The organism is Sphaerotilus sp. FB-3 (assembly GCF_023706025.1).
Taxonomy (GTDB): Bacteria; Pseudomonadota; Gammaproteobacteria; order Burkholderiales; family Burkholderiaceae_C; genus Sphaerotilus; species Sphaerotilus sulfidivorans.
This window is the reverse complement of sequence record NZ_BQWE01000008.1, coordinates 1-16,339: the sequence shown is the minus strand read 5'-3', so window position 1 is coordinate 16,339 and position 16,339 is coordinate 1. Positions and strand designations below refer to the sequence as shown.

The 16,339-nt window shown below is 67.1% G+C and carries 16 protein-coding genes; 13 read left to right on the top strand and 3 right to left on the bottom strand.

Annotation, left to right across the window (positions count from 1 at the left end; translation table 11 throughout):
• A complete protein-coding gene (locus tag NFT33_RS03735; RefSeq protein WP_309296107.1) occupies positions 1–753 on the bottom strand; it encodes a class I SAM-dependent methyltransferase in 753 nt (250 codons plus the stop codon).
• A gap of 73 nt (positions 754–826) precedes the next feature.
• Between NFT33_RS03735 and NFT33_RS03730 the strand changes: the two genes are divergently transcribed.
• The 10 genes from NFT33_RS03730 (at position 827) to NFT33_RS03685 (ending at position 11,922) form a co-directional block, all read left to right on the top strand.
• Positions 827–1,117, top strand: a complete 291-nt coding sequence (locus NFT33_RS03730; protein WP_149505653.1) for a rhodanese-like domain-containing protein — start codon at positions 827–829, stop codon at positions 1,115–1,117.
• A 57-nt stretch (positions 1,118–1,174) separates the two neighbouring features.
• Entirely contained in the window at positions 1,175–1,915 is a 741-nt protein-coding gene (locus tag NFT33_RS03725; protein WP_251673247.1) for a GntR family transcriptional regulator, read from the top strand.
• A 139-nt stretch (positions 1,916–2,054) separates the two neighbouring features.
• Complete coding sequence (purU, locus tag NFT33_RS03720) at positions 2,055–2,930, top strand: formyltetrahydrofolate deformylase (protein WP_251673312.1); 876 nt, start codon at positions 2,055–2,057, stop codon at positions 2,928–2,930.
• Positions 2,931–2,943: 13 nt separating this feature from the next.
• Positions 2,944–4,320: an L-serine ammonia-lyase gene (locus NFT33_RS03715; RefSeq protein WP_251673244.1), complete on the top strand. Its 1,377-nt coding sequence runs from the start codon at positions 2,944–2,946 to the stop codon at positions 4,318–4,320.
• The gene (locus NFT33_RS03710) at positions 4,286–5,374 is read left to right on the top strand and encodes a GlxA family transcriptional regulator (protein ID WP_251673242.1); all 1,089 of its coding nucleotides are present in this window, start codon (positions 4,286–4,288) and stop codon (positions 5,372–5,374) included. The genes NFT33_RS03715 and NFT33_RS03710 overlap by 35 nt, the downstream gene beginning before the upstream one ends.
• Positions 5,375–5,474: 100 nt before the next feature.
• Positions 5,475–6,731: a sarcosine oxidase subunit beta family protein gene (locus NFT33_RS03705; protein ID WP_251673241.1), complete on the top strand. Its 1,257-nt coding sequence runs from the start codon at positions 5,475–5,477 to the stop codon at positions 6,729–6,731.
• A 21-nt stretch (positions 6,732–6,752) separates the two neighbouring features.
• A complete protein-coding gene (locus NFT33_RS03700; RefSeq protein ID WP_251673239.1) occupies positions 6,753–7,070 on the top strand; it encodes a sarcosine oxidase subunit delta in 318 nt (105 codons plus the stop codon).
• The gene (locus NFT33_RS03695; protein ID WP_251673237.1) at positions 7,067–10,072 is read left to right on the top strand and encodes a sarcosine oxidase subunit alpha family protein; all 3,006 of its coding nucleotides are present in this window, start codon (positions 7,067–7,069) and stop codon (positions 10,070–10,072) included. The genes NFT33_RS03700 and NFT33_RS03695 overlap by 4 nt, the downstream gene beginning before the upstream one ends.
• Positions 10,065–10,727 carry a sarcosine oxidase subunit gamma gene (locus tag NFT33_RS03690; protein WP_251673235.1) on the top strand — a complete coding sequence of 221 codons (663 nt, stop codon included), beginning with the start codon at positions 10,065–10,067 and terminating at the stop codon, positions 10,725–10,727. The genes NFT33_RS03695 and NFT33_RS03690 overlap by 8 nt, the downstream gene beginning before the upstream one ends.
• A 49-nt stretch (positions 10,728–10,776) precedes the next feature.
• Positions 10,777–11,922, top strand: a complete 1,146-nt coding sequence (locus tag NFT33_RS03685; protein WP_251673234.1) for a branched-chain amino acid ABC transporter substrate-binding protein — start codon at positions 10,777–10,779, stop codon at positions 11,920–11,922.
• A gap of 70 nt (positions 11,923–11,992) precedes the next feature.
• Here NFT33_RS03685 and NFT33_RS03680 read toward each other — a convergent pair whose 3' ends face one another.
• Positions 11,993–12,886, bottom strand: coding sequence for a glycine betaine ABC transporter substrate-binding protein (locus tag NFT33_RS03680; RefSeq protein ID WP_251673232.1), 894 nt, complete (start codon positions 12,884–12,886; stop codon positions 11,993–11,995).
• 150 nt (positions 12,887–13,036) lie between these two features.
• Positions 13,037–13,222 carry a CBU_0592 family membrane protein gene (locus NFT33_RS03675; RefSeq protein WP_251673230.1) on the bottom strand — a complete coding sequence of 62 codons (186 nt, stop codon included), beginning with the start codon at positions 13,220–13,222 and terminating at the stop codon, positions 13,037–13,039.
• A gap of 32 nt (positions 13,223–13,254) precedes the next feature.
• On the opposite strand from NFT33_RS03675, the gene NFT33_RS03670 reads away from it, so the two are divergent.
• The 3 genes from NFT33_RS03670 to NFT33_RS03660 all read left to right on the top strand — a co-directional run.
• Positions 13,255–14,202 carry an IS5 family transposase gene (locus NFT33_RS03670; RefSeq protein WP_251673228.1) on the top strand — a complete coding sequence of 316 codons (948 nt, stop codon included), beginning with the start codon at positions 13,255–13,257 and terminating at the stop codon, positions 14,200–14,202.
• Positions 14,203–14,668: 466 nt separating this feature from the next.
• Positions 14,669–15,640 (top strand): MvdC/MvdD family ATP grasp protein, encoded by a 972-nt coding sequence (locus tag NFT33_RS03665; protein ID WP_251673226.1) that lies wholly within the window; start codon positions 14,669–14,671, stop codon positions 15,638–15,640.
• A gap of 497 nt (positions 15,641–16,137) precedes the next feature.
• Positions 16,138–16,339: transposase (locus NFT33_RS03660; protein ID WP_251673224.1), on the top strand; the 202-nt coding region annotated here is incomplete at its 3' end.

Here is a 16,339-nt window from a genome sequence, read left to right as displayed (position 1 = left end):
TCAGCGCCGCCACAGCACCCGCAGATGCATCGGCCGGGTAAAGCTGGCGCCGTCGGCACGCTGGTGCGGTGCATAGGCGACGCGCACCCGCTCGGTCAGTGCGGCATCGACATGATGGTCGGCGAAGCTCGGATGCAGCATCCGGCGCTCGAAGGCCGCGAAGTCGGCGAAGTGCACCGGCATCTCGAAATGGCGCTGCTCGCCGGCACGCCAGAGACTGTCGGGTCGTGCCAGTGCCCGGTCGAGGGCCTGCTGCGCAGCGATTCGCACCTCGCGTTCGTCGTTGAACAGTCGCACGATCTCGTTGAGCGCACCGTCGTAGACCGGCTCCGAGACATGCAGCCAGCCTCCCGGGCGCAGCACCCGCGCGATCTCGTCGAGCGCACGGTCCATCACCGCCGGCGGCACATGGTGCAGCGACTTCAGCATCAGCACGCCGTCGAAGCAGGCATCGGGCAGCGGCATCGCCTCGGCCCCTGCCAGCAGCAGGCGCAGCCGCGGATGGGGCCGCTGCAGATTGCGTTCATGCTGGCGCGCATCGACCTCCAGGCCGGTCAGCCGGCTGTCGGGATGGCGCTCGAGCAGAGCGCGTGCCAGACGGGCGGCGCCACAGCCGACCTCCAGCAGCTCCCGCCCGGACAGGTCGAACAGCGAATCGATCAGGTCCAGCTCGTCGGCGATCAGCGGCGCCTGGCTGCCCAGGGAACTCCGGGAAATCTTGGAAAGATTGGGACTGGCAGTGGAAATGCTCATGGGAAGACTATAGCAAATATACCTTGCAGGGTATATTTGCACTCCGTGCCACTGTTTTTCCGGAGACCCTGCGATGTCCTCCCTGCTGTCGCCTTCCACCCTGGTCATCGATGTCCGCTCGCCGGCCGAGTTCGCCAGCGGCCATCTTGACGGCGCCGTCAATCTGCCGCTCGACCGGCTCGCCGGCCTGTGCGCACAGGCACTGCCGGACCACCAGGCCGACATCGTCGTCTACTGCGCCGCCGGCGGCCGCTCGGCGATGGCCTGCCGGATGCTCGGCGAACTCGGCTACCGTCGGGTGCGCGACGGCGGTGCGCTGTCGGTGCTCGCGCTGGGCTGCGGACGGCCGCTGCGCCGGGTCTGACAAGACCTGCAGCGGAGCGAAGAAACCCCTTCCTGTATGGGCATAGAATTTGCGGCCATGCCCAAGCCCGCGAAGTCTGTTGCCCGTCCGCTGTCCGCCATTCTTCCCAGAACCACGCTCGACCGCTCGCGCCATGCCGCGCCGCAGATCTTCGAGCAGCTGCGCGCGCGCATCGTCTCGATGGAACTGGCCCCCGGCACGGTGCTGGTGCGCAGCGAGCTGGCCGAGGCCTTCGGCGTGAGCCAGACGCCGATCCGCGACGCGCTGATCAAGCTCGGCGAGGAGGGGCTGGTGCAGATCTTCGCGCAGCACGCCACGGTGGTCAGCCGCATCGACCTGGCCGCCGCCACCCAGGCGCATCTGCTGCGGCAGGCGCTGGAGCTGGAGCTGGAGATCGTCGAGCGGCTGGCCTGCGGCGAGGCCGACGCCGCGCTGGAGGCCCGCCTGACCGACGCACTGGCGCGCCAGGAGGCCACCGGCACGCTGACCGATGCGGACTGTGTCGAGTTCATCGAGGCCGACCAGGCCTTCCACCAGGCGATGTACGTCGCGCTGGGCCGGGAGGCGCTGTGGGCACTGGTGCGCCGGCAGAGCGGCCACATCGACCGGCTGTGCCGGCTGCATCTGCCAGAGGCGGGCAACATCGCCTCGGTGCTGGCACAGCATGAACAGATTGCCGCGACGATCGCTCGGCGCGAACCCAGCGCGGCACGAACCGCGGTTCGCGAACACCTCAACGATCTGCTTGGCCGCATCGACGAGATCCGCCGGCTCTACCCGGAATCGGTCATCGGCTGAGCGCGGCCGGCGGCGCCCGCACTGGCGAGCCCGGGCAAGCGGATGTCGGAATCGGACAAGCCCTGATGGGGCGGACTGCCGACAGTGGAGCCCGGCGGACCGCAGCGGTCCGCGTTTCGCAAGGTGGCTCCCGATGTCCATGTCCGACTCTCCCTCGCCGCGTCGCTACGCGCTCACGCTGGCCTGCCGCAGCGCCGCCGGCCAGGTGGCCGCGGTGGCGGCCTTTCTCGGCCGGCACCAGGCCTATGTCGAGCAGTTCACCGTCTACGACGACCCGCCGACCGCGCGCTTCTTCGTGCGCGCGGTCTTCCGCCGCGCCGAGGCCCGCGCCGACGATCTGGTGCGGCTGCGCGAGGAATTCGCCGTGCTGACGCCGCAGTGCGATGCACTGCAGTGGCAGGTGCATGACCTGGCACAGCCGCTGCGCGTGCTGCTGATGGTCTCCAAGCTCGACCACTGCCTGGTCGAGCTGCTGGCCGGCTGGAAGCATGGCGAGCTGCCGATGCAGCCGGTGGCGGTCGTCTCCAACCACGAGACGCTGCGCGGTCTGGCCGAGGCCCACGGCCTGCCCTTCCACTGCCTGCCGGTCACGCCCGAGACCAAGGCGGCGCAGGAAGAGCGACTGCTCGGGCTGGTGCACGACACCGGCGCCGATCTGGTGGTGCTGGCGCGCTACATGCAGGTGCTGTCGGACCGCCTGTGCGAGCGTCTGGCCGGGCGGGTCATCAACATCCATCACGGCTTCCTGCCGGCCTTCAAGGGCGCTCGGCCCTATCACCAGGCCTTCGAGCGCGGCGTGAAGCTGATCGGCGCCACCGCGCACTTCGCCACGCCCGACCTCGACGAGGGCCCGATCATCGAGCAGGCCACCGAGCGGGTCGACCATGCGCACGGCCCGGAGGACCTGCTGGCGGTGGGCCGCCAGGTCGAGTCGACGGTGCTGTCGCGGGCGCTGCGCCAGGTGCTCGAGCACCGGGTCTTCATCAACGGCCAGCGCACCGTGGTGCTGCGCTGAGCCCGGAGGCACCATGACCATCAGCGTCTTCGACCTGTTCAAGATCGGCATCGGGCCGTCGAGCTCGCACACGGTGGGGCCGATGAAGGCCGCGCGGATGTTCGTGCAGCGGCTCGACGCGGCCGGGCTGCTGGCGCACGTGGCGCGCGTCGAGGTGCAGCTCTACGGCTCGCTGGGCGCCACCGGCCGCGGCCACGGCTCGGACAAGGCGGTCATTCTCGGCCTGCAGGGCCATGCGCCCGACACGGTCGATGTCGACGCGGTGCCGGGCCTGCTCGAGCAGGTGCGCCTGAGCGGGCGGCTGCGCCTGGACAGCCGCCACGAGATCGCCTTCGACGAGCGGCGCGACCTGGTGCTGCACAAGCGCCGCGCGCTGCCCTTCCACGCCAACGGCATGGGCTGCGTCGCCTTCGATGCCGAGGGCCTGGAGCTGGACCGGCGCGAGTACTACTCGGTGGGCGGCGGCTTCGTCGTCAGCCACGAGACCGGCGCGCCGGCGCTGGTCGCCGACCGCCCCGCGCTGCCGCGCCCCTTTCGCACCGGCGAGGAGCTGCTGGAGCAGACCCGCCGCCACCGCTGCAGCATCGCCGAGCTGATGCGTGCCAACGAGCGCTTCTGGCGCGACGACGCCGAGATCGATGCAGGCCTGGCGCGCATCTGGCAGGTGATGCAGGACTGCGTGGTGCGCGGCTGCCGCACCGAGGGCGTGCTGCCCGGCGGCTTCAAGGTGAAACGCCGCGCGCCCGACCTGCACCGCCACCTGCTCTCGCGCGCCGAGGCCGCGGTGGGCGATCCGCTGCTGGTGATGGACTGGGTCAACCTCTACGCGATGGCGGTCAACGAGGAGAACGCCGCCGGCGGCCGGGTCGTGACCGCCCCGACCAACGGCGCGGCCGGCATCGTGCCGGCGGTGCTGCACTACTACACCCGCTTCACCCCCGGCGCCAGCCGTGCCGGCGTCGCCGACTTCCTGCTCACTGCCGCGGCGATCGGCATTCTCTACAAGGAGAACGCCAGCATCAGCGGCGCCGAGGTCGGCTGCCAGGGCGAGGTCGGCGTGGCCTGCTCGATGGCCGCAGGCGCCCTGTGCGCGGTCATGGGCGGCACGCCCGAGCAGGTGGAGAACGCCGCCGAGATCGGCATGGAGCACCACCTGGGCCTGACCTGCGACCCCGTCGGCGGTCTGGTGCAGATCCCGTGCATCGAGCGCAACGCCATCGCCTCGGTCAAGGCGATCAACGCCGCGCGCATGGCGCTGCGGGGCGACGGCAACCACCATGTCAGCCTCGACAAGGTCATCAAGACCATGCGCGAGACCGGCGCCGACATGCTGACGAAATACAAGGAGACGGCCCGTGGCGGACTGGCGGTCAACATCGTCGAGTGCTGAACGCAGCGTCGACGACCTGACGGGCGCAGCAGCAGAGTCCCCCCCGCGTGATTCACGCCCGCTGAGCGTCGGCTTCGTGCTGATGCCCGGCTTCACGATGGTGGCCTTTTCCGGCTTCGTCGACGCGCTGCGCCTGGCCGCCGACGAAGGCGACCGCAGCCGTCCGCTGCACTGCCGCTGGAGCGTGCTGGCCGAGGAGCTGCGCCCGGTGAGCGCCAGCAACGGCATCGAGCTGATGCCCACCGAGCGCTTCCGCGATCCCTCCGGCTTCGACTATCTGGTGTTCGTCGGCGGGCTGCTGCCGGGCACGCGCCGGCTGAGCCCGGCGCTGCAGGACTTCCTGCGCCTGGCCGCTGCCCGCGCGGTGCCGCTGGTCGGGCTGTGCACCGGCTCCTTCGTGCTGGCGCGCGCCGGGCTGATGCAGGGCCGCCGCGTCTGCGTGAGCTGGTTCCATCACCAGGACTTCCTGCGCGAGTTTCCCGGCCTGCGCGCCGAGTCGCACGAGATGTTCGTGGTCGACCGCGACCGCCTGACCTGCGCCGGCGGCACCAGCGTCGTGCATCTGGCGGCCTGGCTGATCGAGCGCCACTGCGGCCGCGCGGCCGCGTCGAAGGCGCTGCGCATCCTGCTGGAGGAAGGGGCGCTTCCGGCGCGCACGCCCCAGCCCCAGCCCAGCTTCGCCGAGCGCACCGACGACCCGCGCGTGCGCCAGGCGATCTGGCTGATGGAGCAGAACCTGGCCAGCCCGATGCCGCTGCAGGAGGTGGCGCAGAGCGTCAGCATGAGCCTGCGCCACCTCGAGCGCTGCTTCCGCCAGGCCATCGGCATGGGGCCGCACGAGTTCTCGGTGCGGCTGCGGCTGCGCCATGCGCACTGGATGACGCAGCACACCCGGCTGCCACTGTCGCAGATCGCGCTGGAATGCGGCTTCGGCGACAGCGCCGGCTTCTCGCGGCGCTTCCGCGAGGTCTTCGGCTACCCGGCCAGCGCGCTGCGCCGCGGCAAGGTCGACGCGCTGGCGATGAGCGATCCGCTGGCCCTGCCCGCGACCTGAGCCTGTCGTGATCCGACAAGAGGGTGTCGCGATGCGGCAATCGCGCCCGGGGTCGGACACGAAGAATGGACCCATCCCGATCAGCCAGGAGTCCAGACAAATGTCAGGCCAGAACTATTCATGGTGGAGCCTTTTCAAGAACGGCCTGAGCCACCACAGGACGTGGGAGCCGGCGTGGACACGCCGGCCGCTGCAGTCCGGCTACGACGTGGTCATCATCGGCGGGGGCGGGCACGGCCTGGCCACCGCCTACTACCTCGCGAAGAACCACAAGGCGGGCCGAATCGCGGTGCTGGAGAAGGGCTACCTCGGCGGCGGCAACACCGCGCGTAACACCACCATCGTGCGCTCGAACTACCTGTGGGACGAGGCGGCGCTGCTGTACGAGCACGGCATGAAGCTCTGGGAGGGCCTGACCGAGGACCTCAACTTCAACGTGATGTTCAGCCAGCGCGGCGTCTTCAACCTGGGGCACACGCTGCAGGACATGCGCGACATCGAGCGCCGGGTCAACGCCAACCGGCTGCAGGGGGTGGATGCGCATGTGCTGACGCGCGACGAGGTGGCGGAGAAGATTCCGCAGCTCGACTGCAGCCGGCGCAGCCGCTATCCGGTGCTGGGCGCGAGCTGGCAGCCGCGCGCGGGCATCGCGCACCATGATGCGGTGGCGCGGGGCTTCGCACGGGCCGCGAGCCGCCTGGGCGTGGACCTGATCGAGAACTGCGAGGTGACCGGCCTGGACATCCAGGGCGGCCGCGTGCAGGGCGTGCAGACCAGCCAGGGCTATGTGAAGGCGGGCCGTGTGGGCTGCGTGGCCGCGGGCCACTCGTCGGTGCTGGCGCGCATGGCCGGCATCCGGCTGCCGATCGAGAGCCATCCGCTGCAGGCGTTCGTCTCGGAGTCGATGCAGCGCGTGATCGACACCGTGATCATGAGCAACGCGGTGCACGGCTATCTCAGCCAGTCCGACAAGGGCGAGCTGGTGATCGGCGCGGGCATCGACAGCTACCTGGGCTACGGCCAGCGCGGCAGCCCGCATGTCATCGACCACACCGCGGCGGCGATCATCGAGCTGTTCCCGCAGTTCTCGCGGGTGCGCATGAACCGGCAGTGGGGCGGCATCGTGGACGTGTCGCCGGACGCCTGCCCGATCATCAGCAAGACGAAAGTGCAGGGCCTGTACTTCAACTGCGGCTGGGGCACCGGGGGCTTCAAGGCGACGCCGGGCTCGGGCCATGTGTTCGCGCACACCATCGCCAACGACCGGCCGCACCCGCTCAACGAGGCCTTCTCGATCGACCGCTTCCACAGCGGCCACCTGATCGACGAGCACGGCGCCGCAGCCGTGGCGCACTGACCTTCTGCAGGACCTGAACCCATGCTCCGACTGCACTGTCCGCACTGCGACGAACTCCGAGACGAGGAGGAGTTCAGCTACGCCGGCGAGGCCTACATCGCCCGCCCCGAGAACCCCGCCGAGGTCGACGACGCGACCTGGGGCGACTACCTCTTCATGCGCCGCAACCTCAAGGGCTGGTTCTGGGAGCAGTGGCAGCACTCGGCCGCCTGCCGCAAGGTGTTCGCGGTGCGCCGCCACACCGCGACCTACGAGATCTCGGGCAGCTGGACGCTGGCCGAGGGCAAGCCGCTGTTCGAGGCGGAAATGAAGGCCCAGCGCCAGGGAGAACACACATGACCGCGCGTCGCGTCGACATTGCCGGCACCCGCATCGACCGCCGCCGGCCGGTCCGCTTCCAGTTCGACGGCGAGGCGCTGTCGGGCTTTGCCGGCGACACGCTGGCCTCGGCGCTGCTGGCCTCGGGCAAGCTGCGCCTGGCGCGCAGCTTCAAGTACGGGCGCCCGCGCGGCCTGATCGGCGCCGGTCCCGAGGAGCCCAACGCGCTGGTGCAGATGGAGGAGGGCGCGCACACGGTGCCCAACATCAAGGCCACGCAGGCCGAGCTGTACGAGGGCCTGAAGGCGGGTTCGACCTCGGGCTGGCCCTCGCTGGACTTCGACCTGAAGGCGGTCATCGGCAGCGCCTCGCGCTTCATGCCGGCGGGCTTCTACAGCAAGACCTTCAAGTGGCCGCGCAGCTTCTGGCCGGCCTACGAGGCGGTGATCCGCAAGTTCGCCGGCTTCGGCAGCGCACCGGTCGAGCCCGATCCGGAGCACTACGACCATCTCTACCACCATGTCGACGTGCTGGTGGTCGGAGGGGGTGCCGCCGGCCTGCTGGCGGCGCTGCAGGCCGGCCGCGCCGGGCTGAAGACGATCCTGGTCGACGAGCAGAACGAGCCGGGCGGCTGGCTGCTGTCGGACCCGGGCGCGAACATCGACGGCCGCGACCGCGACGCCTTCCTGGCCGCGACGCTGGCCGAGCTGGCGGCGATGCCGCATGTCACCTGCCTGAGCCGCACCACCGCCTTCGGTCTCTACCAGGACAACCTGGTGCTGGCGGTCGAGCTGATGCAGGACCACCTGCCGATCGGCACCCGCGATCCGCACCTGCCACGCCAGCGGCAGCACAAGATCCGCGCCCGCCAGGTGGTGCTGGCCACCGGCGCGATCGAGCGTCCGCTGGTCTTCGGCAACAACGACCTGCCCGGCGTGATGACCGTCTCGGCCGGCCAGACCTTCCTGCGCCGCTACGGCGTGCGGGTGGGCGACACGGTGGTGGTCACCGGCACCAGCGACCTGATCTACGACGCGGCCAATGCGCTGGCCGCCGCCGGCGCCCGGGTCCATGTGGTCGATCCGCGCCACAACGGCTTCGCCCGGCGCCTGGAGGCGGGCATCACCGTGCACCAGGGCTTTGCGGTGGCCGAGGCGCGCGGACGCAGCCAGGTCCGGGCCGCGCGCCTGGTCAAGCTGCACCCGGACCGCGACGAGGTCGCCGGCTCCGGCCCGACGATCCGCTGCGACGCGCTGCTGAGTTCCGGCGGCCTGTCGCCCACCGTGCACCTGTTCTGCCATGACGGCCGCCGCCCGACCTGGGACGAGCGCGTCGCCGCCTTCGTCGCGCCGCGCCAGGGCCGCGAGGGCGTGGCCTGCGTCGGTGCGGTCACCGGCGCCTTCGAGCTGCAGGAGTCGCTGGCCCAGACCACCGAGGCGATGCAGCAGGTGCTGCGCCTGCTGGGCGCGCCGGCGCTGCTGGCCGCGCCGGTGTGCCGCAGCGCGCCGCGCCAGGGCGCGCGCCCGATGTTCCGCGTGCCCGACGGCCGCCCCGAGGGCACCGGCGCCAAGGCCTTCGTCGACTACCAGAACGATGTCACCGCCGCCGACATCGAGCTGTCCATCCGCGAGAACTGGCAGCACATCGAGCATGTCAAGCGCTTCACCGCCCTGGGCTTCGGCACCGACCAGGGCAAGCTGTCCAATGTCAACGGCTTCGTCATCGCCGCGCGGGCGCTGAAGCGCCCGGTCGCCGAGGTCAGCACCACCACCTACCGCCCCGCCTACACCCCGGTGAGCCTCGGCGCGCTGGCCGGCACGATGGAGGGCGCAACCTTCGACCCGGTGCGCACCACCGCGATCCACGCCAGCCATGTCGCCCGCCAGGCCGAGCTGGAGCCGGTCGGCAACTGGATGCGCCCCTGGTACTTCCCCAAGAAGGGCGAGGACATGCACGCAGCGGTGGCGCGCGAGTGCCGCGCCGCGCGCTCCGGCGTGGCCGTCATGGACGCCTCCACGCTGGGCAAGATCCAGATCGACGGGCCGGACGCCCGCGAGTTCCTCAACCGCGTCTACGCCAACGCCTGGAGCCAGCTGGCGCCGGGCAAGTGCCGCTACGGCCTGATGCTCGACGAGAACGGCATGGTCATGGACGACGGCGTCACCGCCTGCATCCACGACCAGCAGTTCTACATGACCACCACCACCGGCGGCGCGGCCAAGGTGCTCAACTGGCTGGAGCGCTGGCACCAGACCGAGTGGCCCGAGCTGCGGGTCTGGATGACCTCGGTCACCGACCACTGGTCCACCGTCGCGCTGGTGGGGCCGAAGTCCCGCCAGGTGCTCGCCCGGCTGTGCAAGGACATCGATCTCTCGCCGGAGAAGTTCAAGTTCATGGACTGGCGCGCCGGCACCGTCGCCGGCCTGCCCTGCCGGGTCTTCCGCATCAGCTTCTCGGGCGAGGTGAGCTATGAGCTCAATGTCGAGTCCGGCTACGGCCAGGCGCTCTGGGAAGCGGTGATGGACGCCGGCGCCGACTTCGACATCACCCCCTACGGCACCGAGAGCATGCATGTGCTGCGCGCCGAGAAGGGCTTCATCATCGTCGGCCAGGACACCGACGGCTCGATGAGCCCGCACGACCTGGCCATGGGCTGGGCGGTGAGCACCAAGAAGAAGTACAGCTTCCTGGGCCAGCGCTCGCTCTCGCGCAGCGACACCGCCCGCACCGACCGCAAGCAGCTCGTCGGCCTGATGCCCGAGGACCCCGCCCTGGTGCTGGCCGAAGGCGCGCAGATCCTCGAGAGCACCGACACCAGCCAGACGCCGACGCCGATGCTCGGCCATGTCACCAGCAGCTACCTCAGCCCCGAGCTGGGCCGCTCGATCGCCATGGCCGTCGTGCGCGGCGGCGCCCAGCGCGAGGGCCAGCGCCTCTTCGCCATGGCCGGCGGCCGCATCACCCCGGTCAAGGTCGTCTCGCCCGTCTTCGTCGATCCCAAGGGAGAACGTCAACATGCCTGAACTCCGCTCCCCCCTGGCCCACCTGCCCCTGGGCCCCGCCGGCTCCGGCCCCTTCGCCCTCACCGCCGCCGAGCTGCCCGACCTGGGCTACCTCGTGCTGCGCGGGCGCCAGGACGACGCGGCCTTCATGGAAGCCACCGCCGCCGTGCTGGGCGCGCCCCTGCCCACCCGACCCCGCTCGGTGCTGCGCTGCCCCGCCGGCGTCGTCCTCTGGCAGTCCCCCGACGAGTGGTGGCTGCTCTGCCCCCGCGACCAGCGCGACCGCCTGCTCGACGCCCTCCAGCTCGCCCTGGCCGGCCTCTTCGCCCAGGTCGTCGACAACAGCGGCGGCTTCACCAGCCTGCGCGTCTCCGGCCTGCCCCACCTGCAGCTGCTGCGCCACCTCACCCCCTACGACGTCGAGGCCCTGCCCGCCGGCGACTGCGTCTCCACCGTCGTCAGCAAGGCCTCGATGACCCTCCTGCGCAGCGACGCCGCAGGCGTCGCGCTGGTCTTCCGCCGCAGCTTCGCCGACTACCTCTGGCGCCTGATCGAGCGCAGCGCCCGCCCCTACGGCCTGCGCCTCGTCGAGGCCCGCCAGTGCCCCGACATGCTGCTCTCGCCGCTGCTCGGCGCTCAGCTGGCGCAGGGGCCGGGGCAGCGCCGGGCCGCCTGAGCTTCGCCGACCTTTTCTTCTCGCAGATCGAACAAAGGACCCCGCACTCATGAAACGACGCACTGCTCTCTCCGGCCTGCGGCTCGCGCCGCTGGCCCTCTCGCTCGGTCTGGGCCTGACGCTGTCGGCGCAGGCCCAGGAGGTGGTGAAGATCGGCTTCACCGGCCCGCTCTCGGGCGGCCAGGCTGCCTATGGCGCCGACAACCGCGACGGCCTGCTGCTGGCGGTCAAGGAGCTCAATGCCCGCGGCGTGCAGGTGGGCGGGCGCAAGGTCAGCTTCGAGGTGGTCGCGCAGGACGACGCGGCCGACCCGCGCCAGGGCGTGGCGGTCGCGCAGCTGCTGGCCGACGCGCATGTGCGCTATGTCATCGGACCGTACAACTCGGGCGTGGCCATTCCGGCCGGCCGGGTCTATCACGACGCCGGCATGCTGATGCTGACGGTGGCCTCCAACCCGAAGGTCACGCAGCTCGGCTATCCGCGCCTGTTCCGCGTCGGCGTCAACGACGCGCAGGTCGGCGTGTCGATGGCGGTGCATGCGGCCACGAAGATGAAGGCCCGGACGGTGGCGGTGATCGATGACCGCACCGCCTACGGCCAGGGTCTGGTGGAAGAGTTCGTGGGCGAGGCCAAACGCCAGGGCATGACCGTCGTGCGCCAGGAATACACCACCGACAAGGCGACCGACTTCACCGCGATCCTCAGCTCGATCCGCGCCGCCCAGCCCGACGTGGTCTTCTATGGCGGCTACTCCTCGCAGGCCGGGCCGATGCTGCGCCAGATGGTCACGCAGGGCATCCGCGCGCCGCTGCTCGGCGGCGACGGCATCTGCACCACCGAGACCAGCCGGCTCAGCGGCGGCAGTCTGGCCGACGGCCGGGTGTTCTGCAGCCAGGCCGGCGTGGTGCTGGACCAGGCCGATGCGGGCCGCGCCTTCGCGGCGAAGTACCGCGCCGCCTACCAGCGCGATCCGCTGACCTACGCGGTGTCCTTCTACGACGCGGCGATGCTGCTGGCCGACGCGATGCAGAAGACCGGCTCGACCGATCCGGGCAAGCTGGCCGAGCAGCTCGCCGCCGGCCGCTATGTCGGCGTGGCCGGCGAATACGCCTTCAACGCCGCGCATGACCTGAAGCAGTCGCCGGTGAGCGTCTACGGCTTCAAGGGCGGTCAGCCGCAGGCGCTGGGGCGCTGAGTCCGCGCGGCGCCAGGACAGGAAAGGGCCGGGGCAGAACCCCGGCCCTTTTTGCGTCGGATGAGGCGGATTACTTGCCCGCCGCAGCCACCCAGCGGTTGACCTGCTCGCCATGCGAGGCGATGTAGGCCGCGGCCTCCTTGGCGGCATTGCTGTCGCGGGCCTTGAGCATCACGCCCTCCAGGTCGGCCAGCGAGATCTTCAGGTTGCGGATGAAGGCCGCGGCCGCGGGAAAGTCGGCGCTGAAGCCCTTGCGTGCCAGCGCGTGGATCGACTCGGCGCCGCCCAGCGCCTGCTTCGGGTCTTCCAGATAGCGCAGCTTGTACTGCGAGAACATCCAGTGCGGCGACCAGGTGGTGACGACGATCCACTGCTTGCGCTGGATCGCGCGGTCCAGCGCCGAGACCATCGCCGCATCCGACGCGGTCAGCAGCTTGTAGTCGAGGCCGTAGGTCTTGATCGCAGCCTCGGAGAGCTTCATCAGGCCCGCGCCGGCATCGATGCCCTGGATCTTGCCGCCGAGCTTCTCCATCACCTCCGGCTTCTTCAGGTCGTCGATGGTCTTCAGCGTGGCCACCGGAATGTCGGCCGGCACCGCCCAGCCCAGCTTGGCGTCGGTGTAGAGCGCGCCGAGATTCTCGACCGAGCCCTTGACCTTCTCGTAATAGCTCTGGTGCGTGCCCGGCAGCCAGGCCATCAGCATCAGGTCGATCTGGCCGCGCTCCAGACCGGCGTACTGCAGCGCCACATCGGTCATCACCAGCTCGACCTTCTGCGCCAGGCGCTGCTCGAGAATGAGCTTGGCGATGTTCGTGACCGCCTCGGCGTCGGACCAGGCGGTCCAGCCGATGCGGATGGGCTTGGCCTGGGCCAGCACCGACAGCGGCGTGCCCGCCAGCGCCAGGGTGGTGGTCGTGCCGGCCAGGAAATGCCGGCGATTCATCAGGGCCTTGTCGTCAGTCATGGAAATGCTCCAGCAAGAGGGGTATGGGAATGGCGTGTGACCGACTCCACGTTAAGGCCGCGATGATCGCCGGGATGATCCGGGAACGACACCAAGATGTCCTGCGGCGACAAGCGCTCCATCGGGCCCGGACGGGGCGGCGGCCGGCCCTCAGCGCCGGCTTTTCCACCAGCCGGCCAGCGTCAGCAGCAGCCACAGCGACTGGCTGAAGAAGGAAGAAATGTTGAAGGCGCCGATCAGCGAGACCAGCACGCACAGCGGCCCGATCATGTTGAGCGCGACGATGCGGCCGCTGCGCGGCGACTCGTGGCGCACCTGCACGGCTCTGTTGCACAAAGCGAGCGTCCGAGCGCTCGTAGACTGACGCGGTGAGCGAAGCCAAGAAGAAGCGGACGACGTACCGCACGAAGAACTGGAAGACCTACAACGCGGCGCTGAAGGCGCGAGGCGCGCTGACGCTGTGGCTGGACCGTGACATGCAGTGGCTGGCCAAGCCGTCGGGCAAGCGCGGTCGCCAGCAGACCTTCTCGGACGCGGCGATCCAGTTCTGCCTGAGCATCAAGTGCTTGTTCGGGCAGGCGTTGCGTCAGACGCTGGGGCTGGTGGAGAGCCTGCTGCGGCTGGCGGGGCTGGACTGGCCGGTGCCGGACTACAGCACGGTGTGCCGACGTCAGAAGACGCTGCAGGCCCAGATCACCTACCGTCCCAGCGCCGAGCCCCTGCAGCTGCTGGTCGACAGCACGGGGGTCAAGTTCGTCGGCGAGGGTGAGTGGAAGCGCAAGAAGCACGGGGCCGAGTACCGCCGCGAGTGGCGCAAAGTGCATCTGGGCATCGACGCGCAGACGCTGGAGATCCGCGCGGTCGAGGTCACGAGCAATGCGATTGGCGACGCGCCGATGCTGCCCGAGCTGCTGGCGCAGATCGCGCCGGACGAGGCCGTTGCCAGCGTCACCGCAGACGGCGCCTACGACACGAGGGCGTGCCGGGATGCGATCGCGCAGCGCGGCGCGGTGGCAGTGATCGCACCGCGCAAGAACGCTCGCCTGTGGCGCCGCTCCAGTCCGGGATCCGAGTCCCGAAACGAGGCCGTCCGGGCATGCCAGCGCCTGGGCACAAGCATCTGGAAGACGTGGAGCGGCTATCACCGGCGCAGCCTGGTGGAGACCAAGATGCACTGCCTCAAGCGCCTGGGCGAGCGGGTCACGGCGCGCACCTTCGAGCGTCAGGTGGTGGAGCTGCATGTGCGCGTGGCCGTGCTCAACCGCTTCAGTCAGATCGGCCGGCCGCAGACCGTGCCGGTGGGTGCCGTGGCATGAGTCCGTCCGGGGTTGGGGTCAGGGCGTCTGCTCGTGGGTTTGTGCAACAGAGCCATGACTACCTGCAAGGGCTCTTCGGCTTGACGCCCGGTTCAGTCAGCCATGCACAAACTTCGAGCGGTGGCTAATGCAATCGCCCTGGCCGCTGGCCGGCCCGGTCCAGCCACATCATCCGCGATTTCCTAGCCCTCAGCGCCTTCGTGCAGGTCACCTATTTTGTCGTCTTGTCCCTCTGCTTGGCTGGTTTGCTCATCCCCCAGCCAACCTCACTGCTCGGCCACCAGCCGGCAGGGTTGTACAACTAAGCCCACCCTGTTAGTCCCGACAAGGCACGCCGTTCATTTGTGATTTTTTTCACGAACTTTTGGCAGATAGATGCTTATGATGCCCCTGCCGTAGACAGAAAAAACAATACTTAATAAGATTTGTGCTTCGTTAGCTGTACAGTAAAAGACAAAATTTCATCATGATTTTAGTTCTAACAGATCAACATGACAAGCATGCCGATATTGTATGCAAAAAATTTGATTTAAATAATTTTTCTTATTTTAGACTCAATTTAGATGTTGCATCGCTTCAGCAGACCTTGGTGACATTTAATGGGGGCGAATGGCTGATATACCAAAACAAGAAGCAAATTTCTTCGCATGAAATTTACTCCATCTGGACAAGGAGGCCATTTGTCGAGGTTATGCTCGACGAAGAAACGGATGACGTTGGATTTAAAATATGGCGCGGAGAATGGAACAAAACATTGCTTGGTCTATATAAATCACTGAAAAGTAAAAAATGGCTCAATCCATTAGCAAAGTCATACCAAGCTGAAAATAAATATTTGCAATTAGATATAGCCTCAGAAATCGGATTTTTAATTCCGCCATATATTGTGAGCAATAAAAAATCAGAAATTGTAAATTTTTCCAAGCTCTATGATTCAGTTGTTTTGAAGCCTCAAAATCAAGAGTTTTACAGAGATCCATCCGACAAATCATTCAAAGGAATGTATGTCAACAAAATATCAATCCAAGATCTTGAGGAATTTGCAAACGAAGGCGAAAATCCAGTTTTTGTTCAAGCCTACATCGAAAAACAATACGAAGTAAGATATACAGTGGTTGGACAAGATCACCATGTGTGTCGAATAGATTCTCAAAAATCAAGCCGAGCCAATATTGACTGGCGTAGGTACGATGTTCCGCATACTCCTCACTATTCTTTAGATCCGCCACAAAACATTAAAAATAAAGTCAGGGCCTTAATGAATTCTTTGGGGTTAAATTTTGGCGCTCTAGATTTTATTGTGTCGCCGTCAGATGATTGGTACTTTCTCGAAGTCAATACAATGGGGCAGTGGCTTTGGATTGAAGATCTAACTGGCCTAGATATTTCTGGATCGATAGTTGATTTTTTTCAACCCCCTCACGAGGAAAAGCAGTGAAAGTGTTCTCGCAACGATACCTTGAATCCCCCAGCAACGATGAAATATCCGATGAGAGTTGGAGCTGGGATCCGGCAAACCAAGACGCAAAAAAAATATACGGGAGCGGCGCCTCCACAAATACCCGCCAATCAACATACGCAGCAGAAAAAGATGATCGCTCAGATTCCGATCGTCCGAATGAGGGGATGTTGATCGCAGCATAAACGCTGCCGACATAAAGCGGCTCCATTGAAGTTATTTGCCTCAAAAATGTCCCAAGTCATTGGTGGCGATAACTCAAGACAGGTCAAAAACTTCTGTGAAGTCGCTTTAAATACATAAACTCTTGATGCAATCACAAATATTTTCAGAATTCATGCGGAATCGAGGGTATTATTGCACAACCCTACCGGGGCTGAGTTTCCCCTGACCCCAGACGGAGTTACACCATCGCCCGCGTCGCAGGGTGGCTCTGTTGCACAAAGCGAGCGTCCGAGCGCTCGTAGACTGACGCGGTGAGCGAAGCCAAGAAGAAGCGGACGAAGTACCGCACGACGAACTGGAAGGCCTACAACGCGGCGCTGAAGGCGCGGGGAGCGTTGACGATGTGGCTGGACCGGGACATGCAGTGGCGGGCGGCGCCGTCGGGCAAGCGCGGGCGCAGGCAGACCTTCTCGGACGCGGCGATCCAGTTCTGCCTGAGCATCAAGTGCCTGT